22 protein-coding genes are annotated in these 25,668 nt (G+C 66.1%); 11 read left to right on the top strand and 11 right to left on the bottom strand.

From position 1 onward, the window contains the following. Positions 1-310: 310 nt before the first annotated feature. Entirely contained in the window at positions 311-916 is a 606-nt protein-coding gene (locus tag NGM15_RS11060; protein WP_253430736.1) for an undecaprenyl diphosphate synthase family protein, read from the bottom strand. Between the two features lie 301 nt (positions 917-1,217). Between NGM15_RS11060 and NGM15_RS11055 the strand changes: the two genes are divergently transcribed. Next, positions 1,218-2,531, top strand: coding sequence for a DUF92 domain-containing protein (locus NGM15_RS11055; RefSeq protein ID WP_253430733.1), 1,314 nt, complete (start codon positions 1,218-1,220; stop codon positions 2,529-2,531). A 23-nt stretch (positions 2,532-2,554) separates the two neighbouring features. On the opposite strand, the gene cgi121 is transcribed toward NGM15_RS11055, so the two are convergent. Beyond that, positions 2,555-3,124, bottom strand: coding sequence for a KEOPS complex subunit Cgi121 (gene cgi121 / locus NGM15_RS11050; RefSeq protein ID WP_253430730.1), 570 nt, complete (start codon positions 3,122-3,124; stop codon positions 2,555-2,557). After that, entirely contained in the window at positions 3,124-5,505 is a 2,382-nt protein-coding gene (locus NGM15_RS11045; RefSeq protein WP_253430729.1) for an ATP-dependent DNA helicase, read from the bottom strand. Before NGM15_RS11045 ends, cgi121 begins: the two co-directional genes overlap by 1 nt. A gap of 212 nt (positions 5,506-5,717) precedes the next feature. On the opposite strand from NGM15_RS11045, the gene NGM15_RS11040 reads away from it, so the two are divergent. The 3 genes from NGM15_RS11040 (at position 5,718) to NGM15_RS11030 (ending at position 8,973) form a co-directional block, all read left to right on the top strand. Continuing rightward, entirely contained in the window at positions 5,718-6,596 is an 879-nt protein-coding gene (locus NGM15_RS11040; protein ID WP_253430728.1) for a TIGR01548 family HAD-type hydrolase, read from the top strand. Positions 6,597-6,740: 144 nt separating this feature from the next. Then, positions 6,741-8,291 (top strand): FAD-dependent oxidoreductase, encoded by a 1,551-nt coding sequence (locus tag NGM15_RS11035; protein ID WP_253430727.1) that lies wholly within the window; start codon positions 6,741-6,743, stop codon positions 8,289-8,291. A 97-nt stretch (positions 8,292-8,388) separates the two neighbouring features. Continuing rightward, on the top strand, positions 8,389-8,973 hold the full coding sequence (locus NGM15_RS11030; protein WP_253430726.1) for an L-threonylcarbamoyladenylate synthase: 585 nt from the start codon (positions 8,389-8,391) through the stop codon (positions 8,971-8,973). A 30-nt stretch (positions 8,974-9,003) separates the two neighbouring features. Here the strand turns inward: NGM15_RS11030 and NGM15_RS11025 are convergent, their stop codons facing one another. Both NGM15_RS11025 and NGM15_RS11020 read right to left on the bottom strand, forming a co-directional pair. Further along, entirely contained in the window at positions 9,004-9,741 is a 738-nt protein-coding gene (locus NGM15_RS11025) for a CRISPR-associated protein Cas4 (protein WP_253430725.1), read from the bottom strand. Positions 9,742-9,878: 137 nt separating this feature from the next. Continuing rightward, a complete protein-coding gene (locus NGM15_RS11020) occupies positions 9,879-10,469 on the bottom strand; it encodes a conditioned medium-induced protein 4 (protein WP_253430724.1) in 591 nt (196 codons plus the stop codon). A gap of 177 nt (positions 10,470-10,646) precedes the next feature. On the opposite strand from NGM15_RS11020, the gene NGM15_RS11015 reads away from it, so the two are divergent. Further along, positions 10,647-12,794 carry a heterodisulfide reductase-related iron-sulfur binding cluster gene (locus tag NGM15_RS11015; protein ID WP_253430723.1) on the top strand — a complete coding sequence of 716 codons (2,148 nt, stop codon included), beginning with the start codon at positions 10,647-10,649 and terminating at the stop codon, positions 12,792-12,794. A gap of 30 nt (positions 12,795-12,824) precedes the next feature. Here the strand turns inward: NGM15_RS11015 and NGM15_RS11010 are convergent, their stop codons facing one another. The 3 genes from NGM15_RS11010 to NGM15_RS11000 form a co-directional block, all read right to left on the bottom strand. Next, positions 12,825-14,027, bottom strand: a complete 1,203-nt coding sequence (locus NGM15_RS11010; RefSeq protein WP_425494443.1) for a multicopper oxidase domain-containing protein — start codon at positions 14,025-14,027, stop codon at positions 12,825-12,827. 89 nt (positions 14,028-14,116) lie between these two features. Further along, positions 14,117-14,851 carry a type 1 glutamine amidotransferase gene (locus tag NGM15_RS11005; RefSeq protein WP_253430721.1) on the bottom strand — a complete coding sequence of 245 codons (735 nt, stop codon included), beginning with the start codon at positions 14,849-14,851 and terminating at the stop codon, positions 14,117-14,119. A 332-nt stretch (positions 14,852-15,183) separates the two neighbouring features. Then, complete coding sequence (locus NGM15_RS11000) at positions 15,184-16,071, bottom strand: alpha/beta fold hydrolase (RefSeq protein WP_253430719.1); 888 nt, start codon at positions 16,069-16,071, stop codon at positions 15,184-15,186. A 137-nt stretch (positions 16,072-16,208) separates the two neighbouring features. Here NGM15_RS11000 and NGM15_RS10995 point away from each other — a divergent pair, with 137 nt between their 5' ends. Together NGM15_RS10995 and NGM15_RS10990 are read left to right on the top strand one after the other, a co-directional pair. After that, positions 16,209-17,369 carry an HD domain-containing protein gene (locus tag NGM15_RS10995; RefSeq protein ID WP_253430717.1) on the top strand — a complete coding sequence of 387 codons (1,161 nt, stop codon included), beginning with the start codon at positions 16,209-16,211 and terminating at the stop codon, positions 17,367-17,369. A gap of 366 nt (positions 17,370-17,735) precedes the next feature. Then, positions 17,736-18,365, top strand: a complete 630-nt coding sequence (locus NGM15_RS10990; RefSeq protein ID WP_253430715.1) for a hypothetical protein — start codon at positions 17,736-17,738, stop codon at positions 18,363-18,365. 21 nt (positions 18,366-18,386) lie between these two features. Here the strand turns inward: NGM15_RS10990 and hisB are convergent, their stop codons facing one another. Further along, positions 18,387-18,974 carry an imidazoleglycerol-phosphate dehydratase HisB gene (gene hisB, locus NGM15_RS10985; RefSeq protein ID WP_253430714.1) on the bottom strand — a complete coding sequence of 196 codons (588 nt, stop codon included), beginning with the start codon at positions 18,972-18,974 and terminating at the stop codon, positions 18,387-18,389. A gap of 269 nt (positions 18,975-19,243) precedes the next feature. Between hisB and NGM15_RS10980 the strand changes: the two genes are divergently transcribed. Then, the gene (locus tag NGM15_RS10980; protein WP_253430712.1) at positions 19,244-19,513 is read left to right on the top strand and encodes a DUF8028 family protein; all 270 of its coding nucleotides are present in this window, start codon (positions 19,244-19,246) and stop codon (positions 19,511-19,513) included. A gap of 177 nt (positions 19,514-19,690) precedes the next feature. On the opposite strand, the gene hisA is transcribed toward NGM15_RS10980, so the two are convergent. After that, complete coding sequence (gene hisA, locus NGM15_RS10975; RefSeq protein WP_253430710.1) at positions 19,691-20,428, bottom strand: 1-(5-phosphoribosyl)-5-[(5-phosphoribosylamino)methylideneamino]imidazole-4-carboxamide isomerase; 738 nt, start codon at positions 20,426-20,428, stop codon at positions 19,691-19,693. 190 nt (positions 20,429-20,618) lie between these two features. Here hisA and NGM15_RS10970 point away from each other — a divergent pair, with 190 nt between their 5' ends. From NGM15_RS10970 to NGM15_RS10960, 3 genes are all read left to right on the top strand, one after another. Then, a complete protein-coding gene (locus NGM15_RS10970; protein ID WP_253430708.1) occupies positions 20,619-21,800 on the top strand; it encodes an inorganic phosphate transporter in 1,182 nt (393 codons plus the stop codon). A gap of 93 nt (positions 21,801-21,893) precedes the next feature. After that, entirely contained in the window at positions 21,894-22,283 is a 390-nt protein-coding gene (fer, locus tag NGM15_RS10965) for a ferredoxin Fer (protein WP_253430706.1), read from the top strand. A 302-nt stretch (positions 22,284-22,585) separates the two neighbouring features. Further along, the gene (locus NGM15_RS10960) at positions 22,586-23,575 is read left to right on the top strand and encodes an A24 family peptidase C-terminal domain-containing protein (protein WP_253438045.1); all 990 of its coding nucleotides are present in this window, start codon (positions 22,586-22,588) and stop codon (positions 23,573-23,575) included. A 27-nt stretch (positions 23,576-23,602) separates the two neighbouring features. Here NGM15_RS10960 and NGM15_RS10955 read toward each other — a convergent pair whose 3' ends face one another. Then, positions 23,603-25,486, bottom strand: a complete 1,884-nt coding sequence (locus tag NGM15_RS10955) for an asparagine synthase-related protein (RefSeq protein WP_253430705.1) — start codon at positions 25,484-25,486, stop codon at positions 23,603-23,605. Positions 25,487-25,668: the final 182 nt, after the last annotated feature.

Raw genomic sequence — 25,668 nt, 5'->3', positions numbered from 1 at the left:
GCACCGCCAACCTGATCCGGATACACGCTTCCCCGGCCCACTCACGTCGTCGTACGGGGGTGCTCGATATTCGTGAGGTGGCCTTCCGATAGACTTGCTATCTCTGTTTCAATTCTGGGAACTGAGGGGGCTTTGTCCTTGCCCCAAAATACTTCGGTATGATCGAGAGTGACACCACTTCGTCCTGGCTCCGTCCCGGAACGGGGTGTTCGCGCCGGCGTCCCAACCGTTTCTGTGGAAACGACCGCGTGTCGCCTCCTCGAACACACCGTCCGGCTTCGGCAGAGACGTGGATCGAACCGGCTGGCCATCACTGCCCGAAGCGCCTCGAGCGGTTACAGAACTCCCGGACCGCCCGAAGGAAATCCCGCTTTCGAACGTTGCGCCAGTTGACGTCGGTGAAGTACAGTTCGGAGTACACCGACTGCCAGATCATGAAGTCCGAGAGCCGCTCGGCACCGGTCTTGATCACGAGATCGGGTTCGTCCGGGAAGATCAGGTGTGCTTCGACGTCGTCGTCGTCGATCATCGCCGGTTCGAGGTCGCCCGATTCGACGTGCTCGGCGAGTGTCCGGACTGCACTCGTAAATTCGTGTTTGCCGCCGAGCCCGATCCCGATCTGGATGGGCGTGTCCGCCGATTGCCGGTCGTCCGGTCCCCGGACGGCTACCGCTCGAGGGGCGTCGATTTCCTCGAGTTCACGTCGCAGCGTCGGTACGGCCGCCGCGTCGAGCACGCTCACGTAGACGGTGACACGTTCGGCGTACTCGAAGGCCCAGCGGAAGAACTCCGCGAGGGTCTCGTACGCGTCGCGCTCGAGGAGGTCTCGTTCGGTGATCACGAGTGCGACGTGAGCCGGCGGCTCCCCCTCGTGACGACGGATCCGTGTGGCGAGATACCGTTCGTACAGGCCCACGGCGTCTCGTATTCCCGGCCGGCAGATACCGATTACGGTGTGGGTCCGTTCGTCGCACGGACCGGTAGTAGGGCGATAGTGGGGCGTTAGTGGGGGTGAAAGTGGGACAAGAGTGGGACAAGAGTGGGACAAGAGTGGGACGAGAGCGGGACGAGAGTAGGGCAATAGTAGAGCGATATTCGAATCGACCAATCAACCGATCTGGCCCGGCTTAGCGCTCGAACGGCCGAATGCGTCGCCTCAACACGCCCGGGGCAGTTGACGAACCTTCAAGTACCCCCCACAGAAAGGAATCGACACCGTGACGACACCGGTTCGACGGGCAGGAGCCTTCGCCGCACTCTGTACGCTCTCGCTGGCCGTTCCGATTCTCGGCCCGGAGCTGTCGGCCCCGATCGCTCTCGTCCTCGCGCTGGTGGCTGTCGCCGTCACCGACGGCCCCGTCTTCGATCTCTTCGCGTTTCCGGACGACTACGCCGAGGGACGCCTGTTCGGGCTCCTCACGTTCATCCTCGCCGCGACGACACTCGGCCTGCTCGCCGTCAACTGGTCGCTCCCGCTCTCGATCTTCGTCGGCGTCGTTTTTCTCGTGGGATACGGCAGTCTGGCGGAGACCCTCGCTCGAACGCGAACCGACGCCGACATTCTCCAGACGATCGCGTTCGGAGCAGTCGGCTCAGTCGCCGCCATCGCCGGACAGCTCGGCGCTCGACTGGCCACCGATGCTCCGCTCGAGAGCGCGTTTCCGGTGGTCGTGTTTCTGGCCGTGAGCGGGACGTTCCTCGCGGCGTTGCTCCGCGACGTGCTAATCAGCTATGACGATCCGATCGTCCTGCTCACCGTCGGCCTCTCGCTGTGGCTCCTGTACGAACTCGAGCCGACCATCGACGTCGCCGGAATCGTCGTCGCAATCGCAATCACGATCGCGATCGGCTACGTCTCGTACGCGCTGGGCGCGGCCTCTATCGCCGGAATGCTCACCGGTATCTTGCTCGCGCTCCTGACCATCGTCCTCGGCGACTACGGCTGGTTCGCCGTCCTCATCACGTTCTTCGGCGTGGGAAGCCTCTCGACGCGGTTCCGATACGAGCAAAAGACCGACCGCGGCGTCGCCGAGGAAAACGACGGCGCACGCGGGAGCTCGAACGTGATCGGCAACACCGCGGCCGCACTCGTCGCCGTCGTCGGGTTCGCTGCCAGCGAAGCCGACCTGCTCGCCGTTGACCCCGACCTCTTTCTATTCGCATTCGCTGGGTCGATCGCGACCGCGCTCAGCGACACGCTCTCAAGCGAGATCGGGGGCGTCTACGACGCGCCGCGGCTGATCACGACGTTCGAGCGCGTCGAACCAGGAACCGACGGCGGCGTCACCTGGCAAGGCGAACTCGCCGGCATCGTCGGTGCGGCCGCGATTGCGGGCATGAGCTACGTGGCGTATCCCGGCGTCGGGCACATGGGGGCGCTCGTCATCGGCGTTGCCGGCTTCCTGGGGATGACCACCGACAGCGTTCTGGGAGCGACCCTCGAGGGTGACCTCCTCGGCAACCAGAGCGTGAACTTCCTCGCGACGCTCGCGGGTGCGCTTGCGGGTGCGGTGCTGTACGCCGTCATCTGATTCGCTTGCCGCCGTCGTCCGAACTACTTCTCGACCTCGAGCAACGCAACCCGTTCGCACACGAGGTCCTGGAGGCTCGCCGTCGTCGCCGATCGCTCGGCGTCGCTGATTTCGAAGAACGAACGCAGGGTGTCCGGGTCTGCGTCTACGTCTGGGTCCACGCCTGCGTCCACGCCCACGTCTATCTCCGCGTCCGCGTCTACGTCTCCGTCCGCCGTCTCGAGCGTCGACACGGACTCGAGGCCAAATCTATCCTCGAGGTCGGTCCGCGTCGCGAGTTCGTTACCCGCTCCGTCGACCAGGACGACCACGTCGGATTCCCCCTCGTCGACGCCCATCTCGAGGGCGCGATCGATCTGGCGTCGTCCGGCGGCGTAGCACAGTATCTCGACGGCCCGGTCGCGGGCGATGTTCTCGCCACGCTCGATGGCTCGATCCGCGAGGGCGACGGCTCGCTCGAGGTGGCGTCGACCCGCGACGTACCGGGCGTCGAACGCCTGGATCGTCACGTCGTGTGTATCGCCAATCCCGCCGAGGTCCGCGACGAACGAATCGAGGTTGTCCACGTGGAGTCGGCCCGCGAGTAGCTCCATCAGAAATCACCCAGCGAGGCCTGCGTTTCGTCGTCATCGTCGCTGCCGTCGTCGCCGGCGGATTCGACGCCCTCGCTGGCGCCACCGCCGCCACCACTTCGGGACGACCCGTCAGGCGCCCGCGGTTCGACGCCGCCCATCGACGGGTCCTCGCGACCCGCATTCTCGAGGATCGTCTCCGCGGTCTTCTCCCCCCTGAGCGCGCCGAGAACGATGCCCTTGTCCGCCGCCCGGAGGTCCGCGGGCGTCTCGAGCCCCGCGGCGTACAGCTGTCGCGCCCGTTTGCGACCGACGCCGCGGATCCCGACCAGTTCGAGCAGGTCCTCGCGGACGCCGTGTTCGACGCGGGCGCGGGCCTCCCGCACCGCGACCGTCCACTCGCTGCCGATTTCGCCGGCCAGCGACTCCGCTGCGCCCAGGAGCCACTCGGCCGTGTCGACCTTCCCGCGCAGGTCGCCCGGCCCGATCTTGTAGCGATCGGTGAGCCGATCCTCGTCGTCCTCCTCAGCCCAGTCTTCGAGTAGTTTCCCGGTCTTGAGGGCGGCGAGCCAGTCCTCGAAGCGGGCGTCCTCGTACTCGCTCGGGGCGTCGCCGAGCAACTCGGCCTCGCGCTCGTAGAACAGCTCGCCGAACTTCTCGTCCTCGCCCGACCGGAGGTAGAGTTCGTACATGTCCGGCGTGCGGGCGATCAGCTGGTACAGGCCGAGGGGCGTGGGTCGTTCGTCTGCAGATTCGAGCCCGTGGACGATTTCGGCGGCACTCATCGGATCGAGGTAGAGCCGCGAGACGGTGTGGCCGAGGCTCGTCGCCCGGAGCGTGATCTCCTCGTCGCTCGAGTCGGACTCGGCGAGGTCGGCTGCGGAGACGAACGCGCCCTCGTCGACGGGTTCTGTTTCGCTTCCGTTCCCGTTCCCGCCCCCCTCGCGCTCGATAAAGTCGTTTCGCTCGAGGTACCCCAGCACGTCGTCGGTGACGTTCTCGAGACGACCGGCCTCGCCCGACTGGCTGGCGTAGAGTGTATCCGAGAGAAACGAGAGCAGGCCCTCGCGCGTGGTGGCGAACCCGGACGCGACCGTGGCCAACACGTGCGTCCGGAGGGCGGGCTCGGCGGCGAGTTTCGAGCGAACGTCCTCGGGGTCGGCCCAGATGTAGCGCTCGAAGAGGTCGTCCATCTCGTCGTGGTTCTTCGCGAGCAGGACAGCCTCGCCGTAGGGATCGAGTCCTGGACGACCGGCCCGTCCCATCATCTGGTGGACCTCGAGGACGTTCAGGGGGGCCATCCCACCGGCGGTGGCATCGAAGCGCCGCCAGTCGCGAACGACGACGCGGCGAGCGGGTGTGTTGACGCCGGCGGCGAGGGTCGGCGTCGCGGAGATGACCTTGAGAAGCCGATCCCGGAAGGCGTCCTCGACCAGCGTCCGGTGCTCGCTTGCCAGGCCGGCGTGATGAAACGCCGAGCCCTGTTCGACGCAGGTCGCGAGGTCGTCGCTCGTTTCGGTGTCGCTCACGTCCCGGATCTCGGTCGCCAGGTCGGCGAGTCGTCCTCGTTCGTCGGGCGTGAGCTGGGGACCGCTCGTCCGCGCTAACCGGCGGGCCGCCGCCTCTGCGTTCCGCCGCGAATTGACGAACACGAGCGAGGAGCCGCTCTCCTCGAGGATGTCCCTGACGAGGGCTTCCTCTTGCTTCTCCGAGCCCTCGACGGGCACTTCACGGTTCGTCCCATCGTCGAAGTGGAGGGCGTTGCCGTAGTGGACGCCCGTCTGGAGGTCGATCGGGCGCCAGTCGCTGTCGACCAGCTCGGCGTCGAGCCAGCCGGCGATCTCGTCGGCGTTACCGACCGTCGCCGACAGTGCGACGACCTGGAGGGACGGGTTGAGTTGCCGGAGTTTGGCCAGCGTTACCTCGAGCGTCGGTCCCCGGTTGCGGTCGTCGATCAGGTGCACCTCGTCGCTCACGACGCAGGTCAACTCCGAGAGCCACTCGGCGCCGTTGCGTACGAGCGAGTCGACCTTCTCGCTCGTGGCGACGATCAGGTCCTTCGTGGCCAGCCATTCGCTCGTCGACTCGTAGTTGCCCGTGGTGACGCCCGTCGTCACGCCGAACCGTTCGAACGCGTCGAACTCGACTTTCTTCTCGCTCGCGAGCGCCCGGAGCGGAACGATGTAGAGTGCCTTCCCGCCGCGTTCGATAGCCGACAGCATCGAGAGGGCGGCGATCATCGTCTTCCCGCTCGCGGTCGGCACTGCAGCGACGAGGCTGTCGCCCTCGAGGATGCCCGCCTCGACGGCCGCCGCTTGGGGCGGGTACAGTTCCTCGATCCCCTCCTCGCGGAAGTGCTCGCGGGCACCGGGGGGCAGCCCCGAGAGGTCCTCGACGTTCATTGCCCTCCGTTCGGTCGTGCTCGGGTTTAAAGTGTCGTCTCTGGACCGATGGAGGTGACAGCGAACGCTTGCGTGCTCGACCGCCCCGGCGCAAGACGCCGAAAGCCGCCAGCGCACGACGCCGAAAGCCGCCAACGCACGACGTCGACTGTCGCCGCCACGCGACGCCGAAAGTCGATACGTCCATACGGCAGGCCATCCAGGAATCAGCTATGCACGCAGACGCCGTCGTCCTCGACATCGACGGAGTGATCGTCGACGTCGCCGACTCCTACCGACGGGCCATCGTCGAGTCTATCGATCACGTCTACGGCCGGACCATCGAGAAAGACGACATTCAGCTGTTCAAGGACGCGGGCGGGTTCAACAACGACTGGGAACTCACTTACGCCGCAGCGCTCTACCTGCTGGCCACCGGCGAGGGCTTCCAGCAGTCGATCGAGGACTTCACTGACGCCATCGCCGACGCGGGCGGCGGTCTCGAGGCAGCCGAGTCCGTCGTCCGTGAGGAGTGCGGCGCTCGAGCCACCGAGCGAATCAAGCAGCGGTGGGACTGCGAGCGACTCCAGGACGTCTTTCAACAGCTCTACCTCGGAAGCGACCTCTACCGCGGACTCGAGGGCGACGAACCGGACTCGGACCTCGAAACCCGTGGGTTCATCCACGACGAGCCGCTGTTGCTCGCCGACGAGACCCGCGAACACCTCACCGAGGGCTACGACGTGGGAATCGTCACCGGCAGGCCGGCCGCTGAAGCCGAGATTGCCCTCGAGCGCGCGGGGCTCGACGTCCCGGCCGAGCATCGCTTCACGATGGACGACTGGGAGGAGGGCAAACCGCACCCGCGGGCTCTGATGACCCTCGCCGACCGCTTCCAGGCGGACTCGGTCGTCTTCGTGGGCGATACGCTCGACGACGTCCGGACGGCGACGAACGCCGCGGATGCCGACCCCGACCCCGACCGCGAGTACTTCGGTATCGGCGTCCTCACGGGCGGACTGACCGGTGAGCAGGGCCGCCGGAAGTACGACGCGGAGGGGGCCGCCGCGGTCCTCGAGTCGGTGGACGGGGTGCCGGAATTGCTCGGGTGATCGAACCCAACTAGGTCGTCTCCCTCGGCGCACCTCGTTTTCTCCCTCGACGCACACCCGTTTTCTCTCCCTCGGCGCACCTCGTTTTCTCCCTCGACGCACACCCGTTTTTTCTCCCTCGGCGACGAGTATCGAGACGAGACGATGGTCGAGCCTCCATCCTTCCACGACGACGAGACCCTCCCCGGCGAACCGACCTCCCCGTGGCTCGCGACGACCCCCGATGGGACCTACCCGGCGCTCGAGGGTGACGCGACGGCCGACGTCTGCGTCGTCGGCGCCGGAATCACCGGCCTCTCGACGGCGTACGAACTCAGGGAGCGCGATTTGTCGGTGATCGTCCTCGAGCGCGACCGGATCGCATCTGGCGTGACGGGCAAGTCGACGGCGAAAGTCACGAGCCAGCACGGCCTGCGGTACGATCACTTGCGTCGGGAGTTCGGGCGGGAGACGGCGCGGACGTACGCCCGGGTCAACGAGGCCGCTATCGACACCATCGAGTCGCGGGTGAACGACCTCGAGATCGACTGCGGGTTCGAACGCCAGCCGTCCTATTGCTACGGCGACGACCCCGACGGATTCCGACGGGAGGCCAACGCCGCTCAGGAAGCCGGCCTCCCCGCGTCTTTCGTCAAATCGGTGCCGCCGTTCGAGCGCGCCGCGGCGGCCGTCAAGTTCGACGACCAGGCCTGGTTTCACCCGCGGAAGTATCTGCTCGGCCTCGCCAGCGCGCTCGCTCCGAAGGATGGGGTTCGCATTCACGAACGAACGCGCGTGACCGACATCGCTCCGGGGAACCAGCCACGCGTCGAAACGCCGAACGGGACGGTGCAGGCTGACCGGGTCGTCCTCGCCACCGGCTTTCCGCTCCTCGATCGGGTTGGGTTCTTCACCCGACTGTACCCGAAACGGTCGTACGTCCTGGGCGTCAGGCTCCAGGACGAGCCACCCGAGGGAATGTACTACCGGGACGACGACTCGTACCGGTCGGTTCGCACGTACCGCGGGGACGACGAGACGCTGTTGTTAGTCGGCGGTGAGAACCACAAAACCGGACAGGGCGGTTCGACCGCCGACCGGTACCGCCGACTGGCCCGCTGGACGCGCGACCATTTTTCCGTGGCGTCGATCGAGTACCGCTGGTCGACGCAGGACTACGTCTCGGTCGATACCGTGCCGTTCGTCGGCCCCGCGGGTCCGGGGGCGAAACACGTCTTCGTCGCGACCGGGTTCGGCGGTTGGGGGATGACCAACGGCACTGCCGCTGGACAGCTACTCGCCGAGACCATCGCCGATGACGCGCCGACACCACGGGCGCTCGAGACGTTCGACCCGCTTCGATTCACCCCGAAGCCCTCGCTCCCGAAGACGCTCACCGAGAACGCCGACGCCGCGAGCCAGTTCGTCACCGACTGGGCGCGGACGCTCCTCTCGCCGGCCGTCGCGTCGATCGAATCGGGCGAGGGCCGAGTCCTGCGACGAGGACCGAAACCGATCGCGGCCGCCCGCGACGACGAGGGCGACCTCCACGCGGTGTCGGCCATCTGTACGCACACCTACTGCGTCGTCGACTGGAACGACGGCGAGTGCACCTGGGACTGTCCCTGCCATGGCTCACGATTTTCGCCCGACGGGACCCTGCTCGAGGGACCGGCGACCGAGGACCTCGAGCCCGCAGAACGGGACCTCGAGTGACGTCGTAGCGCTCGACCGATCGTCGAGCTAGTCGATCCGACGGCCGTCACGTGACGGTACGTTTTTGCCCCCGACGAACCGACGCTCGCACACGCACATGTCCGATCTCGAGCGAGCGGCGACGGCCATTCGGACCGGACGCCTCGTCGTCTACCCGACCGAAACCGTCTACGGCCTCGCGACGAACGCCCTCGACCCCGAGGCCGTCGAGCGCGTCTTCGAGGTCAAACGCCGCGATCGAGCGAAGCCGATCTCGCTCGCCGTTCCGTCGGTTCCGGCGGCCCTCGAGTACGTTCGGGCGAGCGACCGCGAACGTCAGTTCATGGCGCGGTTTCTTCCCGGACCGGTGACGGTGCTCTGTCGCCGCCGCGAGGACGTTCCCGACGTGCTCACCGCCGGCACCGACCGCGTGGGCATTCGCGTTCCGGATCACGACCTCGCGCTCCGTCTCTGTGAACGCGCCGAAACGCCGATCACGGCGACGAGTGCCAACGTCAGCGGCCGCGGGAGCGTTCGCCGTCCTGCCGACCTCGATCCCGAGGTGCGAGAGGCCGTCGCCGTCGTCCTGGAGGCTGGCGAGACGGCCGGCACCGAGAGCACCGTCGTCGACGTCGCCTCGGGGACGATCCACCGGCGTGGGGCGCTCGCCGACGAGATCGAGGCGTGGTTCGGTGCTCACTGACGACACTCGCGTTCTCACCGCCGATTCGAGTCAGCCGAACCCCAGCAACGACCGGAGGCTGCGCGTCCGGACGCCACAGGTGTCGGCGTACTCGCAGGCGGTACACTTCTCGCGGTTGCTGAGTCGCGGCGGCGGCCCGTCGAGTTCGCGGACGGTTCGGAGCGCCCGTCGATACTCGGCCTTTCGGCGCGTCGTCATCGGAACGTACCGGATCTCCCCGTAGGCTGGATACTCGAGCCAGGCGCCGCCGACCCGCTGTTCGTGTGTCCAGGCGAGGGCCTTCGCGGCGGCGACGGCGTGGACGCGCTGGGATTTCCAGACGCCCTGGTCGGGCGGTTTGCCGGCGGAGACGAGGGCCGGTTCGAGCGGATCGCCCAACACTTTGTGAACGATACCACGGCACTCTCGACCGGTGACGAGGGCGTCCACGGTGACGGGGTCACAGGTTGCCTTCCACCGATTCCCGTCTACCGCCGTCGCTTCGTGGTCGCGATCCGGCGGCGGCTGGAACCGCGTCTCCTCGGCGGCGTTCGTCAATCGATCGCGCGTCCGACACAGGCTGGCGCGATAGACGGACGGCTCGAGTTCGATCGGTTCGGCAGCGAGCGCCTCGTCGGTCGCCACGAGGAGGGATTCGTATCGGGTCGCGAGGCCGCGGACGGCGGCGACTCCTGGCGGAGGCTCGCGGTCGTCGTTGCGGCGGGCGTAATAGAGCTTTCGCGGACAGTAGGTTGCCGTCCGGAGGTCGCTGAACGCGACGTGTGACATGGGCGGTCTGGCCGCGTGTTACTATATAAACCGTCGGCTCGGTGGGGGCGGATCGGACTGCACGGGCGTGGTGCGGTCAGAATCAAACAGCTGTCCGGAGTGGTCAATAGAAGCAAACAGCTGTACTGAGTGACCGATCAGAAGGAGACGTCCGTTTCCATGCCCTCGGTCGCATCCTCGAGGCCGTCCTCCCGGACGTCACTCGCCATCCTGGAGGCGAGTTCCGAGTCGGCCAGCAGGCTATCGAACTCGTCACGGTAGCGGTCGTTCGCTGCTCGCGATTCCGCTTTCGCGGCCGCGACCAGGCGGTAGCGCCGGATCGTCTTTGGATCGACGTCGTACTCCTCGGCGAGGGTCGCGTCGGCTTCGTCCCGTTCGCGGATCGCCACCAGATCGATCTCGTCGGCGTCGCCCTCGTCCACGAGGTGAAGCGCACATCGAGCCTCGAAGACGTCCTGTGGCTCGACCTCGAGGTCGGCGGCGATCTCGTCGTCACCGTCGCGTTCGTAGTAGCGTCTCGCGACGGTCTGTAGCTCCGCCTCCGATAACGGCGTCTCGAAGCCGTAGCGTTCGTGCATCTGTGCGATCACGTTCTCGAGGCGCTCTTCGACGGTTCGCTCGTCCTTCTCGAGCGATCCACGGGTGTCTTCCTGGGATTCGGTGACGGTCTCTTCGCCGTCGGTGACGCTGGTGAAGATGTCTCGGAGTTCTTCGGTTTTCTCGTTCATGGATGCACACTGGAGACGGGTGGATATTTAAGCCTGTTGCCGTATAGCGTTGGCCGACCAGTGAGTGAACTGTACTCAATAAACTCTCAACTGAGTAGTAATTCTCGGACGACGGCTCCGGGTCATCCAGTGGCCGGTGTGACAAGAGTTAAGTACACTCTCTCCGCGTCATAGTACATGATCGTTGTAGCGCAGACGGAGGTGACCCGGGAAACGTACTACGGCATCTCTTCCGTGGAGAAGGTGCTGTTTTACTTCCTCGCCGCCGTCGCCATCCTCGTCTTCCTGTTCGGTGTCTACGCGCGGTTCGCCCGCTACGCCGAGGGAGACGACGACCCCGTCCCTCGCGTCGACGACCTCGCGAGTCGAGTCGTGGCCGCGGCGAAAATCGTCCTGACGAACGAGAAGCAGTTCAATCGCGACCTCTACGGCGGATTGATGCACGCCTTCATCTTCTGGGGCTTTCTCTCGCTGTTCATTGCGACCTCGATTCTCGCCTTCGACGAGTACGCCTACGGCCTCGTCCTCGACGCCTCCTTCTGGCACGGCGACTTTTATCTGGCCTACCAGTTCATGGTCGATGCGATGGGCCTGCTGTTCGTCGTCGGCCTCGGAATGGCGATGTACCGCCGGTACTGGGTACAGAACGAACGCCTGTGGGGGCGACACACCTCCTTCGAGGACACCGCGTTCGTCTGGATCCTCTTCTTACTCGGCCTGGGCGGGTTCGCCCTCGAAGGGATCCGGATCTACGCGACCGGTATGCCCGAGTTCGAGGTGGTGAGCTTCGTCGGCTACGGCCTGGCGATGAGCCTCGGGGCGCTCGAGTCGGTGGGCATGAGCGAGTCGCTCGCGACCTCGATGCACTGGTGGGCCTGGTGGTCGCACTCGCTGCTCGCGTTCTTCTTCATCGCGTGGATCCCCTACGCGAAACCGTTCCACATGCTCTCGTCGTTCGCCAACGTCGTCACGCGCGACGAGAAGGCCGGCAAGCGACTGCCCGGCGTGCCAGCCGACCTGGACGCGACGAACGCCGAGTCCATCGACGACTTCACCTGGAAGGAAATCCTCGACCAGGACGCCTGTACCAAGTGTGGCCGCTGTTCGTCGGTTTGCCCTGCGAAGGCCTCCGACCGGCCGCTCGACCCGCGGAACGTCATCCTCGATCTGAAGTCCTACCGCGAGAGTCTCGACGCCGGTGGCGAGGAACGACCGATCATCGCCGACGGCGGTACCTCGGTTATCGACGCGGAGACGATGGAATCGTGCATGGCCTGCATGGCCTGTATGGACGCCTGCCCCGTCGAGATCGAGCACCTTCAGTCCTTTACGCGGCTCAACCGACAGCTGGTCGACCAGGGTGACGTCGACTCGAACATGCAGGACGTCTTCCAGAACGTCATGCAGAACGGCAACACCTTCGGCGACTCGCCGCGCAATCGCGCCGACTGGGCCGACGACCTCGAGTTCGACCTCGCGGACGCCCGCGAGCAGGAAGTCGAGTACCTCTGGTACGTCGGCGACTACCCGAGCTACGACGAACGCAACAAGCGAGTCGCCCGCTCGCTGGCAACTATTCTGGAGGCCGCCGACGTCAGCTTCGGCATCCTCTTCGAGGACGAGAAGTACGACGGCAACGACATCCGCCGCATCGGCGAGGAGTTCCTCTACCTCGAGCTGGCGGGCCACCACGTCGAATCGTTCGAGGCCTGTGACTTCGAGAAGCTGATCTGCACTGACCCGCACAGCTATAACACGTTCGAGAACGAGTACCCCGAGGTCGACTTCGAGGAGTTTGCCGACGATCCGATGATGCCGTTCGAGTACGACGAGTATTGGAACCAGGACGGCGACGTCGAGGTACTTCACTGGACGCAAGCCGTCGAGGAACTGGTCACCGACGGGAAGCTGGCCCTGTCGGGTACCGAACTCGACTACACCGTCACCTACCACGATCCCTGTCACCTCGGGCGGTACAACGACGAGTACGAGGCCCCGCGCGAACTCATCCGGGCGACCGGCTGTGACCTCCAGGAGATGCCCCGAAACCGCGCCGACTCGTTCTGTTGTGGTGGCGGTGGCGGCGGCCTCTGGATGGACTTCGACGAGGAGCCGAAACCGAGCGAGGAGCGGCTTCGCGAGGCGCTCGAGGATACCGACGCTGGCGCTGGCGTCGAGAAGTTCGTCGTCGCCTGCCCGATGTGCATGACGATGTACGAGGACGGGCGCAAGACCGGTGGCTTCGAAGCGGACATCGAGATCGTCGACGTCGCGGAACTGCTCGTCGAGGCTATCGGCGAGCGAGAGACGGCGGGCCTCAAGTGAGATTGACCAGCCCCGTCGTCGTGTGTGAGGTCAGCCCTCGTACCCTGCGCCCTTCATCAACGCCGCGAACTGCTCGGTCTCGAGGGCGTCTTCGTAGACGATCCCGGTGAGCATGCCGCCGGGATAGCGTTCGCCGTTCATCACGTGGTTGACTCTGTGACAGTGCATCGCGTAGATGCCGGGGTCGGCGTCGGCGGTGAACTCGATGGTTTTTCGCTCGGCGGGCGAGAGCGGGACCACGTCTTCCTTGTATCGGGCTCCCTCGGGGACGACGCTCCCGTCCTTTTCGACGACCTCGAAGCGGTGGTTGTGGGTGTGCATCGAGTGGGGCTGGTAGCCGTTGTTGGTGATGTGGATGCGGACCCGGTCGCCTTGCTCGACGATCATGGGTGACCCCTCTTCCGGGTGGAGGCTGTACGGTGCGACCCGCCCGTTGACGGTGAACACGTCGGGGTTCCGGTCGCGATGGCTGAAGTTGACGTCACCGCCTGCCATCGAGGCCGAGAGTCGGCTGTCCCAGTCTTTGATCGTGAGGAAGAACTCCTTGTCCGGCGGGTCGTAATCGACGGGATCGACGCGGAGAATGCCGTACATTCCCATGTCGAGGTGATTCTGCGTCTGGAAGTGGCAGTGATAGAGGTGGGTGCCGGGCACGTTGGCCGTGATTTCGTAGGTCCCCGTTTCCCCGGCGTCGACCTGCCGGCCGGTCGTCGTCGGGGCCCCATCGTCCATCCAACTCTTGCTCAGGGCGTGGACGTGGAAGGTGTGCGGGCGGTTGTGTTTGGTGTTGTCGTAAGTGATCTCCATCTCTGTTCCCTCGGTCACGCGGAGCAGCGGGCCCGGTACGCTCGGGTCGCCGTCGGCCGTCTTCCAGGCCCACACCTCGGGAAGTTCCCACGGTCCGCCGCTGGCGTCGTCGCCCAGTAACTGATGGCGAGCGGCCTCGGTCGTCAGCGTCACCACGCCGTCGGTTTCGTCGAGGTCCACGACCTCGGGGGCCGAGGTGTATGGGTGGTCGGTTTCGACGTCCGTTGCGTCCGCGCCACTCCAGTTGTCAGTCGGACTGGATGCTCCGCTGGAGTCGCTGTCCGACCCAGTTTGATCCTCTCCTGGCTCTCGGCCACTCGTCGGCGACGTACAGCCGGCAAGCGTTGCGAGCCCGACGACGCCGACGGTCGAGAGCATCTGTCGTCGCGATACCGTTCGTTTGCCATTCGAGTGAAACGATCTCATCGTGGCTAGCGCTACGGAGTAGACATATCTATCCCACTCGCTGATTCCTGTGGGCTGGGAATTTCGGTCCCCGTTGGCGCCGGTCCTGGTCAGGCTGAAATATCGGTGGTGTCCAGTCCTGCCGATTCGTGCTCTCCGTCGGTGCTCGCCTGCAACTCCTGTACGTAGTTCGTAAAGTTCTCGAAGACCAGACTCGCCGGACGTGTCTTCGCGTGGTTCTCGTCGGTTACCTTGGTGAGCAGGCGCTCGCGGATTTCGGGCTCGATGTCTTTGTTTTCGAGCAACTTTCGCATCGTCGACTGGTCGAACTCGGGGTGGAACTGAACGCCGAAGACGCTCCCGAGGCGATACCCGTGGTTCGAGTATTCGTTTTCAGCCAGGGGTTCGGCACCGGCGGGCAACTCGAGGACGGCGTCGGAGTGGCTCGTGTAGGCGACGAACTCGCGGTCGATCCCGTCGAACAACGGCGAGTCGCCGGTGTGTTCGATATGACTGTACCCGACCTCGTACTCGCCCATGTCGTCGACAGAACCGCCGAGGACGTCAGCCAGGAGCTGGTGGCCCCAGCAGATGCCCAGAAACGGGACGTCGCGGTCGATGGCCTCGGCGACCCACGCTTTTGCCGGCGCGATCCAGTCTTCGTCCCAGTAGACCGAGGCCCTCGAGCCCGTGACGACGACGCCGTCGTAGTCGTAGGTTTCCGGGAGTTCGCCGTCGGTGATGTCGAATTCAGCGAGCGAGGCGTCGAGTTCGCGTCGAAAGTTTCGCCGCGTGCTCTCGCCCTCGTAGGCGGCGTTGAGCAGCGCGAGACGCACCTGTGTCATAGATCTGTAAATGTTCTCCGGATAGTAAGGCCTTCTGCCCGCTCGGTTTGCGGGAATCGTGGGGGTCGTTCCCGGGAAAACACGGGGGAATGTGGTGGTTGATAGGTGGTGTGGGTGGAACGTCGACGATCGATTCGACAGACTGATTCCGCCCGCCCCCCGCGCAGGTTCTACTCCGGACTGAGCGAGCATGAACCCACCGGATACCGTCAGTTAGCTATCGGTTTTCGGCGTCAGCGTCTTCGTTTGCGGCTGGCACCGCTGGGGCGCTCACCGTTCCAGACGGTCCTTGCACGAGCCACCCCTCGCTCCACGGTTCTCGCTCCAGGCGGTCACCGTTCGAGGTCGTCGGTGTGGTCCTCGAGGAACCCGAAGAAGCGATCGTTCACTGCGCGGGAGCGTTCGACGTTAGCGAGGTGGCCGGCGCCCTCGAGCGGGACGAACGTCCCCCTCGGCAGGCCGTCGGCGAGGTCGCGTCCCGCGTCGGGCAGGACGAGCGCGTCGGCCGTGCCGTGGACGACCAGCGTCGGCTGGGTCACCTCCACGAGCCAGTCACGGGCGTCGAACTCGGCGAGAGCGGCGAGTTGTGCGCGCCGGCCTGCGAGGTCGGCGTCGCCCTCGAGGCGCCAGTCGACGATGCCGTCGACGACGTCCGGTTGGCGGTCTCGAAAGTCCGCGGAGAGGGCGGATTCGAGGGTGGATCGAATCGCGTCGCGTCGGTCGTCGCCGGCGCAATCTGAGGCAGCGCTATCGTCGTCGACACTACTTTCGCCGCTATCGCCCTCGACCGTTGCCTCCCCGTTGTCGACCGGCGGTTCGAACAGCGCCTCGAGGTCGAACGCCGACCCGTGCGCGGCGGTTCCCAGGAGCGTTAACGTCTCGACGCGCCCGCTCGAGCGAGCGGCCTCGAGGGCGATGGCGCCGCCGAGTCCCAGGCCGACGGCGTGGACGCTCCGGCCATCGATTTCGCGGCAGACGGCCTCGAAATCGCTCGCGAGCGTCTCGAGGTCGTACGGCCCGGCCGTTCCCTCGGAGCGACCGGTGCCCCGGAGGTCCCAGACGACGGTCTCGAATGGGCCGGCCAGGGAGGCGTGTTGCCAGCCCCAGAGCCAGCCACCGAGTCCAGCTTCGTTGACGAAGACGACCGGCGGGCCCTCGTCGCCGTTCCCGACTTCGGCGCTGTAGAACAGCGACGCGCCGCGGTTCCGTACGGTCGGCATGCGTTATTCGAGGGGCCGGGAACACAGGGGCGTTTCGGTTCGTGGGCGGCGACTCGCGAACGAAACCGAGAACGTGAACGAAAACCCGACCGCGACGGTTCCGATTTCGTTTTGACACTCCCGCCGCGAGTACGCCCATGAACGCGATCAAAGACGCCGTCCACGACTACGTCGAGGTCGACGGCGTCGCACAGGATCTCCTGGACACGGCAGCGATGCAGCGACTCCGGTACGTCAAACAGCTCTCGACCGTCCGACTGGTCTACCCCTCGGCGAGTCACACCCGGTTCGAACACAGCCTCGGGGTCTACCACCTCGCGCGCCAGGCACTCACCCACCTCGGCGTCGAGGGGGCCCGCGCGGAGGCCGTCCGCGCGGCCGCGTTACTCCACGACGTCGGCCACGGTCCCTACGGCCACCAGACCGAGCGGATCATCGAGCGCCGTCTCGATCGCCACCACGACGACGTTCATCACCTCTTCCAGGACTCGGAACTGGCGGCCGTCCTCGAGTCACACGGCCTCGCGCCGGACGTGGTGGCAAATCTGATCGCCGGCGAGGGCAAACTCGGCCAGCTCGTCTCCGGCGACCTCGACGTCGACCGGATGGACTACCTCGTGCGCGACGCCCACCACACGGGCGTCCCCTACGGCACGGTCGACCCGGGTCGGCTCGTTCGAGTCCTCCAGTTCGTCGACGACGCGCTCGTCCTGGAGGAGGGAAACGTCGCCACCGCCGAGAGCCTCCTGGTCGCTCGCGCGTTGATGAACGCGACCGTCTACCGCCACCACGTCTCCCGTATCGCGGGGTCGATGCTCGAGCGCGCCTCCGAAATCCTGCTCGAGGAAACCGACCTGACGGCTGAACGATTCGCCCGGATGACCGACGCGGACCTCCTGTCGGCGCTGCGCGAGTGCCAGCCCACTACCGATTTCGCGGCGCGACTCGCAGAACGGCGCCTCTACAAGCGAGCGGCCTGGACCGAACTCGAGGCGGTGCCGGAGTGGCTGCTCGAGGCCGGCCACGACGAGGTTCGGGAACTCGAGGCTGACGTCGCCGACCGGGCCGACGTCGATCCCCGATCGGTCGTCGTTGACTGTCCAGGTCGGCCAAGCATGCCCGAGACGGAGACGCGCGTCGTCGTCGGTGGCTCCGTCCGCAGGCTTCACGAGCAGTCGCCCCTCGTCCAGGGGCTGCAGGCCGCCCAGCGCGCCCAGTGGCGACTCGGCGTCTACGCCCCGGAGCCCGATCTCGAGGCCGTCGAACGAGCGGCTTCGTCGGTACTGGCACTCGAGTGATCGCGGTCGGTGTGTCGCAGATACGGGAGATTGCCCACGGTCGATGCGTCGTAGAAGGGAGATTGCCCACGGTGGGTGCCTCGCAGTGCGGAAATTGCTCACGGTCGACGTGTCGCAGAATACGGGGGATGGACGACGCGTGTGACGCCGCCACCGTAGGATTCGTGGCCCGTCGCAGGTACCCCTACCCAGGACAGGCTCTGTGTGGTATGCTCTCAAGGGGCATGACTCTATCGTTCGCTGTCGGTCAGTGAGACGCGAGTACGTCGCTTCGCCCTCGACAGAGCGACGGCTGTCTCGATTCGTCAAGACTCGAGCCATCGCGTCTGACTCACGTTTTTGTTCGTCCGGTTCGGACGAATAGCCATGCGCGCGATCCAGACCTGTGACTTCTGTGGCGAACCGGCCGCCGGCACGTTCGAAATCGTCTCGGCGGCGCTTGGGCCGAGCGAGCGCGAACAACGTCGCGCGGTTCTCTGTAACGCCTGCCACGACCGCCTGGAGACGCTCCTCGAGCCGTTACTCGACCGACTCGAGGACGGGGGCGAGAGCGGGCACGACGGAAACGGACGTTCCTCGCGCGACGACACGCCTCCCGAAACCGATGACGTCGCCGTGTCGATCGGCGGAAACGACGAAACCCGTACCGCCGACGGGAGCCGAAGCGACGGCGTCGAGGCCGCCGCTCGAGCAAGCAGACAGGGCGTCACGACAGAATCGAACGCCGACATCGAACGAGAGTCAGCTGAAGACGGCGCTGAACCCGACGATCGGAATACTGAATCCGCGTTGGGCGACGACTCGCAGCCGCCAGCCGCCTACGGCAAGGTCCTTCGACTCCTCCGTAACCGCGAACTCCCGATGGACCGCGCCGACCTCGAGGGACTCGCCGCCGGCGCCTACGATCTCGAGAGCCACGAGGTCGACGCGATCATCGACCACGCCCTCGCGAAGGGGAAACTCGCCGAGGACGGCGATCAGTTGCGACGGCCGTAGCGGGTGCCGTCGTCGCCTTCGCTAGAGCGTTCCCTTCGTGCTCGGCGTCCCCTCGCGCCGTTCGTCGATTCGCGTCGCGTCGTCGAGCGTTCGTGCGAGGGCCTTGAACAGCGCCTCGACTTCGTGGTGGGCGTTCTCACCGTCGACCGCCAGGTGGAGGGTGAGTCCGGCGTGCATCGCCAGTGACTCGGCGAAGTGACGCGCCATGTCGCTCGTAAATTCCCCGATCCGATCCTGTGAGAACCTCCCGTCGAAGTAAAACCGGGAGCGCCCGCTGACGTCGACGACTGCGTCGGCGACCGCTTCGTCGAGCGGGACACGGCGGTCGGCGTACCGGACGATTCCCGCGCGGTCCCCGAGCGCTTCGTCGAACGCGGTCCCGACGACGATGGCGACGTCCTCCACCGTGTGGTGATCGTCGACGTGGAGGTCGCCGTCGCAGTCGAGTTCGAGGTCGAACAGGCCGTGCTCGGCGAAAGCGGTGCACATGTGATCGAAGAAGCCGATCCCGGTGTCGACCTCGGCGGTTCCCGACCCATCGACTGTCAGGGTGCACTCGATGGTCGTCTCGCTCGTTTCGCGGGAGACGGTCGCCGTTCGCTGGCTCATGTTCGAGGTATGCGGCGGCCGATACAAGGCGATTGCGCTCGAGTCGGCGTCGGATCGGCTCGAGTTGGGGCCTCACCTGGGGCTGTACTCGACGACGAGAGATACCGGTTTTAATGCGGTTTTAAAATTTTAGGAGCGTTCTAAACGCGTTTCAGGCACCCGATACCCCGGTCCATAATCGGTGAAACGGACCGAAACGACCCCAATGTTCGTCCCCTTATATGATGGGTGCAGTGAATGTCTCTACTACCCAGAGGTGTTCGATGACCATGCCAAATCCGTCCCCGCCCTCAACTGAATCGCTCACGCCGTCCCCCGAAGCGGTCAGCCAGTACAGTTCCCGACTTCGCCAGACGCTCGGCGTCGTCAGGCCCTCAGCACAGTTCCTGAGTTTCTGGATCGCTATCGCGCTGCCGTTCGCGTACCTGCCCCTCCTCGCGAACGGCCTGAACGATCCGACGATCGCCCTGACGTTCGTGACGCTTCTGGTCGTCAACGTCTTCGCCCTGTACGCCGGTCACGGCTACAACCAGCACTGACGGTCGACGCTACTGGGGCCCTCCACTCCTCTAACTTCGACCCTCCACTCCTCTAACTCTGTCTCCCTTCTCGACCCACGTACCACGCTCCATTCCACTTTTCACACGTCATCGGACACCTCGAGCGGCGAGACGGTCGTCCATCGTCGGTGAACGACCGTCTCGCCGCTCGCCCGATTACCCGTCGTCAGCCACTCTCTGGGCCGCCTCGAGCGTAAACCTCCCCTCGTAGAGCGCGCTCCCGACCACGACCGCCGCGGCCCCGGCGTCGCGAAGCGCCACGACGTCCTCGAGCGACGCTACCCCGCCGCTCGCGACGATCGGAACGTCGGTCGCCGCGACGAGGTCGCGGACCGGGTCGGTCCGGACACCCTCGAGTTGCCCCTCGACGTCGACGTTCGTGAAGAGGATCGCCGCGGCGCCGAGGTCGTCGTACCGCCTCGCGGCGTCGACGGGCGTGATGCCGGCGCCTTCGGTCCAGCCCTCGACGACAACTTCGCCGTCTTTCGCGTCGAGGCTGACGACGACGGAGTCCGGGTACTCGGCGCTGATCTCGGCCACGATGTCGGGATCCTCGACGGCCGCCGTCCCCAGGATGACCCGGTCGAGGCCGCGCTCGAGGAGGTCGAACGCGTCGCTGGCCGTCCGGATGCCGCCACCGAGCTGGGTCGGCACGTCGACGGCCTCGAGGACCGCGTCGATGGCGTCGGCGTTCGCTCGCTCGCCCTCGAACGCGCCGTCCAGGTCGACCAGGTGGAGACTGCGAGCACCGGCGCCGATCCATCGTTTCGCAGCCGCCACGGGGTCCCCGTAGCGTTTCTCGGTGCCGCGCTCGCCCTGGACGAGCTGGACGACCTCGCCGTCCTGGACGTCGACTGCCGGAATCACCTCGAACTCCGCGAACTGCTGGCTCATGCGGAGTACGCAGAGGGCGACCCGAGTAAAGGCCCCGGTTTTCGGTTACGGTGCGGTCCCACGGTCGTCGTTTTACCACTCCTGTTGACGCTCGTACCGACTCCCGGAATCGTCGCCCTCTGAAGCGTCTGACCGTCCGACCTCGAGCCAAATAGGCGCGTTTTTAGGCCCCTGCCCCATACGTTCGTCCGTGTCGGAGATACTGTTATACGCAGGTGTTCTCGTCGCGATTTTCGTCGGCTACAACATCGGCGGCGCGACCACGGGGCCTGCGTTCGGTCCCGCCGTCGGCGCAAACGTCATCACGAAGGTCGCCGCCGCGGGACTGATGTCTATCTTCTTCTTCGTCGGCGCCTGGACCATCGGCCCTGCCGTCGTCGACACGCTCGGCAACGACCTCATCACCGACAGCGACATCTTCACGCTCGAGGCCAACGTCGCCGTCCTCTTCTTCATCGGCGGCGCGCTCTTCATCGGAAACTACGCGGGCGTCCCGGCGTCGACCTCGATGACCGCCGTCGGCGCCATCGCCGCGCTGGGGTTCGCGACCGGCGAGTTGAACGTCGGCGTCGTCCTCGAGATCGCCATCTGGTGGGTCGTCGCGCCCGTCATCGGCTTCTGGGTGTCGGGCGTCATCGGCCGGTACTTCTACCCGCAGATCAACGCCTGGGTCGCCATCGAGTCCAAACGCGGCGGCGAGCCGATGCTCTCGCTCGACCGCTCCGGACTGGTCCCGCGGGTCGCCTACCGAACCGGCTCGGGTCGTCGACAGCGAACCGGTGCCCTGGTCGTCGTCGTAATCGGCTGTTTGATGGCCTTCAGTTCCGGAACGAGCAACATCGCCAACGCCATCGCCCCGATCTACGGCGCCGGCGGCCTGGACCTGGGCCCGCTCATCGTCATCGGTTCGATCGCCGTCGCTGTCGGGGCGTTCACCATCGCCCGTCGGACTCTCGATACGCTCGGCAACGACATCACGAACCTGCCGCTGACGGCGGCGATCGTCGTCGCGGTCGTGGCCTCGGCGATCGTCATCTTCCTCTCGCTCATCGGGATCCCCGCTAGCTTCGTCGTCGTCGCGACCATGTGCATCGTCGGGCTGGGCTGGGGACGCGCGACCCGGACGACGACGCTATCTGACGCCGCCCGCGGCGAGGAAACGGCGGTCTCGATCGGCGCGCTCACGGCCGACGAAGAGGGCGAACGACCGCCCGAGATCGGCGAGGAGAGCGCCGCCGACATCCCGAAGGCGGCCGACCTGTTCGACCCGTCGACGACCGCTCGCGTCATCTTGATGCAAAACGTCGTTCCGCTCATCTCGACGGTCGCGGCGTTTCTCACCTTCCGATTCGTCCCGCTGTTTGGCTTTTGAACCCGGATTCCTCACAGCGGAGGACTATCAAGCTGATAAACCGTTGCAAATGAACAGCAAGCTATACCAGTACGGGCCTCGAAGCGCCACCTGATGCCCACGGTAGAATACCTCAACTACGAAGTACTGGACGACCAGGGATGGAGTGTCGACGACGACGACGTCTTCGAAAAAGCCGCCGACGCCGACTTCGACGCCGAGGACTACGGCACCCTCGAAGTCAACGAGGGCGAGTACATCCTCGAGTCCGCCGAGGCCCAGGGCTACGACTGGCCCTTCTCGTGCCGTGCTGGCGCCTGTGCAAACTGTGCGGCCATCCTCAAGGAGGGCGAGATCCAGATGGACATGCAGCAGATCCTCAGCGACGAGGAAGTCGAGGACAAGAACGTCCGCCTGACCTGCATCGGTACTGCCGAGTCCGAGGAGGTCAAAATCGTCTACAACGCGAAACACCTCGACTACCTGCAGAACCGCGTCATCTAATCCAAAACACGCTTTCCGACCCTTTTCTAGTATCACGCGGTAAACGCATTTGTAGCCGAGCAGTCCGGATCGTGAGCGGGTCGTCCCGAGAGAGACAGGCCGGAAGCTACGGGCCGGAATCTGTGAGCGAACTCGAGCGAGCGTGGACGCCAGCTAAACGAGTCGAGGATCGCCACGGGTTCTAGGCGCCTTCCCAGTGATTGTATGCGAGCCACGCCGTTCGAGAGTCCGTCGCAGCCGTAACACCTACCACCTATCGGGACGCCGTAGCGAACGTGTACGACGTCGTCCCGTTCGCCTCGATGCCCGACCTCCTCCGGCTGGTCGCTGTCCCCGTCTTCGCCTGGGCGGCCGTCCGCGACGTGAAGACCCGCCGGATCTCGAGTTCGATCTGGATCCCGCTGTCGGCGCTCGCCGTGGTCCTGTTCGTCTGGGACGGCTGGGTCGCCTATCGTGCCGGTGGGGTCGCCTGGAGCCACGAGTTTCTCGTCCCCTCGGCACTGAGCCTCGGGGTCGTCGTCCCACTCGCGTACCTCTTCTGGTGGTTCGGCGGCTTCGGTGGTGCCGACGCGAAGGCCTTGCTGGTGCTCGCGCTACTGTTTCCGACGTACCCGACGTACGCCCTGGGCTCGTGGACACTCCCCGCCGTCACCCCGCAGATAGCCAGCGCGTTTTCGCTCGCCATCCTGACCAACGCCGTCCTCCTCGGCGTCCTCGTCCCAGTCGTCCTCGCGATTCGAAACGCCGCCGCCGGGCGAATCGCCCCCGTGATGTTCGTCGGCTGGCCGATCGAGTGGACGGCCGTCTCGAGTACCCACGGACGCCTCCTGGACGCGCCCTCGGGGCGGTCCCTGAGCGGCCTCGACCTGGACGCCCTCCGGATGTACCTTCGCTGGCGGGGGCTCGCTCTCGAGGAACTCCGGACGGACCCGGAGACGTATCGGGACCCGGCGACCCTCCCCGACGAGCCGAATCCGCCGACCGACGGCGCGGTGACGGCCGAAGTTCGGAGCGACGGCGGTTCGAGTCGCGTCCAGAACAGCCTCGAGCGCGATACCGACGCGCCTTCCGACGTCGAAGTCGAGGACCCCTGGGGCGCCGCGGCGTTCCTCGAGGACATCGACGGCACGGCCTACGGCACCGATCCCGAGACCCTCCGGGACGGCCTCGAGGTTCTCGTCGAGCGCGAGGTCGTCTGGGTCTCGCCGGGAACGCCATTCCTGGTACCGATCTTCGCGGGGCTGGTCGTCGCGCTCGTCTACGGTGACCTGCTTTTGGCGCTCCTGTTCTGACTCGTTACCCTACTCGAGTTATTCGAGTTACTCGAGTGACGACCTATCGAACCACTCCCTACCCATGTCGGCGAGCCACGACGGATCCCCGAGGTCGACGCCCTCGACCCGCGCCAGCGTCCGCAGCGCGTAGAGATTTCGATTCGAGGGGGCGGCCTCGAGGATCGCATCGTCGACGATTCCGTGCCAGGCGAGCGGGTGGGAGCCGGGTTCGCGCCACCGTTCGCGCGGCGCCAGGAACGGCGGCTCCCAGTCGCCGCCGCGTTCGAGGAACTGCTGAACGGGAGTGTGACGGACGACCGAGATCAAGCGATCGGCAGGATCGAGCGTTCGATCCGTCACCGCGGCCCGGTCGTGGGTGATACCGGCGACCCGCCAGTACGTGGCCGTAGCGAGGTCGGCGTGGAGCCCCTTTCCACGACGGAAAGCGAGGGGAACCGCCTCCCAGGCCCGGACGTAGGCAGGGTCCCACAGCGGGAGCCACCACTCGAGGCCGGCGTCCTCGTAGACCCGGCAGTCGCCGTTGGTAAACGTCGACATGCGCCCGCGCCACTCCCAGCGCTCGTAGGCCGCGGCGGCCGTCGCGGGGTCCCAGACGGCCGCCGGTGACCGGTCGCCGAGGAGACCACGTCGAATGCGCTCGCGAAACGCGTCCTGGATGCTTCCGCCATCGCTCGTGGACACGTTCGCGACGTCGTCCAGGTCCCAGAGCACGTAGTGCGTTTCGAGGACGTACTCGACCAGCGCCTCGAGCGTGGGGTCGACCGTTTCGAGTGCTTCGTCGGCGGTTCCTCGCTCGTCGGCATCCACGGCGGGCCCGCAGCCGACGGTCGCCCAGTCGATATCGAACTGGGGCTCGCCCGCGAACCGCGGCAGTCGTTCGCTGGGGGTCGCCACGGTGTGACCTGGACAGTAGAGCGCGTCTTCGGGAAGTCGGTCGTCCTCGAGCAACCCGCGAACGGCGGGCCACTCGGCCAGAAACGGGAGGGCGTCCCCGCCGAAGGCCCACTCCCGGTAGTGGCGGCCAGCCTCGCCGTGGTACCCCTCGCGCCACGTCGCTCGCGAGTAGGGATAGAACTCCCAGCGGATCCCGAGTTCGGCCGCGACCGCCCGGCTGACCTCGACGTCGGGGTGGCCCGAGCGCCCGAACGTGAAGCCGATCACGTCCCGTCCGCGCTCGACGAGGGCTGCGGCGAGCAGCCGGGAGTCGTACCCGCCAGAGAGCGGGAGGACGACGGGGCGGTCGCCGGCGACGACCTCGAGTCGATCGAGTGCGGTCCGGAGGCCGGCCTCGAGGCGCGCGAGGGGAATCTCGGGCTGGTCACCGGAACACTTGTCCTCGTCCTCGTCGGTCGGCGTCTCGGCGGCGGGCCAGTACTCGCGGTAGGTGTGGCGAGTGATGGTTCGGTCGCCGTTATCGGTGACGCCAGGAGCCTCGTCGGCGTCGTTCGATCCGAGCCGAACCACTTCCCCCGGTTGCACGGCGAAGACGTCCTGCCAGATGGTGTCGGGACCGGTTACGTACCGCGTCAGGAGAAACTCGCGCTCGGCGATCGGGTCTCGAGGCGCGTCGACGGCGTCTCTGGCAATCCACCCGCGATCGCTGACGACCGACCCGGCGGCGTCGTACCAGAGGGGAATCGAGCGAGCGCCGTCGGCGACGAGGTACGTCGAGTCTGCGTCGAGGCCGACGACGGCCGCGAAGAAGCCCTCGAGGGAGTCGGCGCAGGCGGCGACGGCCTCGAGGTGAGCGTCCGCGTCTTGGTTCCGGCCGGCCCCGTCCTCGAGCGCCCGTGCGAACCGCTCGGCGATGGCCGGCGCCTCGAGGAGGTCCGCCCCGTCGAATGCCTGGCCCCGGACGGCGACGCCGCGGCGGCGCACCCACCTCTCGTCCTGTAGTCGAACGTTCATCCGTCGATGTATTCACTACTGAAACCACCCAGTTATAGCTCTCGACTGATCGCTGCCGGATTCGGGTCGATCGAAGGGAGCGCGCTCGAGTGCTCGTGCGGACCGTTCAGCGATGACTGCAGTGACGGCAGACGCCTCGAGGAGCGTCCCGCCGATCGGATGTAGTCGACGTATCCGTGAAA

Source organism: Natronosalvus halobius (genome assembly GCF_024138145.1).
Classification (GTDB): domain Archaea; phylum Halobacteriota; class Halobacteria; order Halobacteriales; family Natrialbaceae; genus Natronosalvus; species Natronosalvus halobius.
Note: the sequence above shows the minus strand (reverse complement) of the source record. Positions and strands in the feature narration are given on the sequence as shown.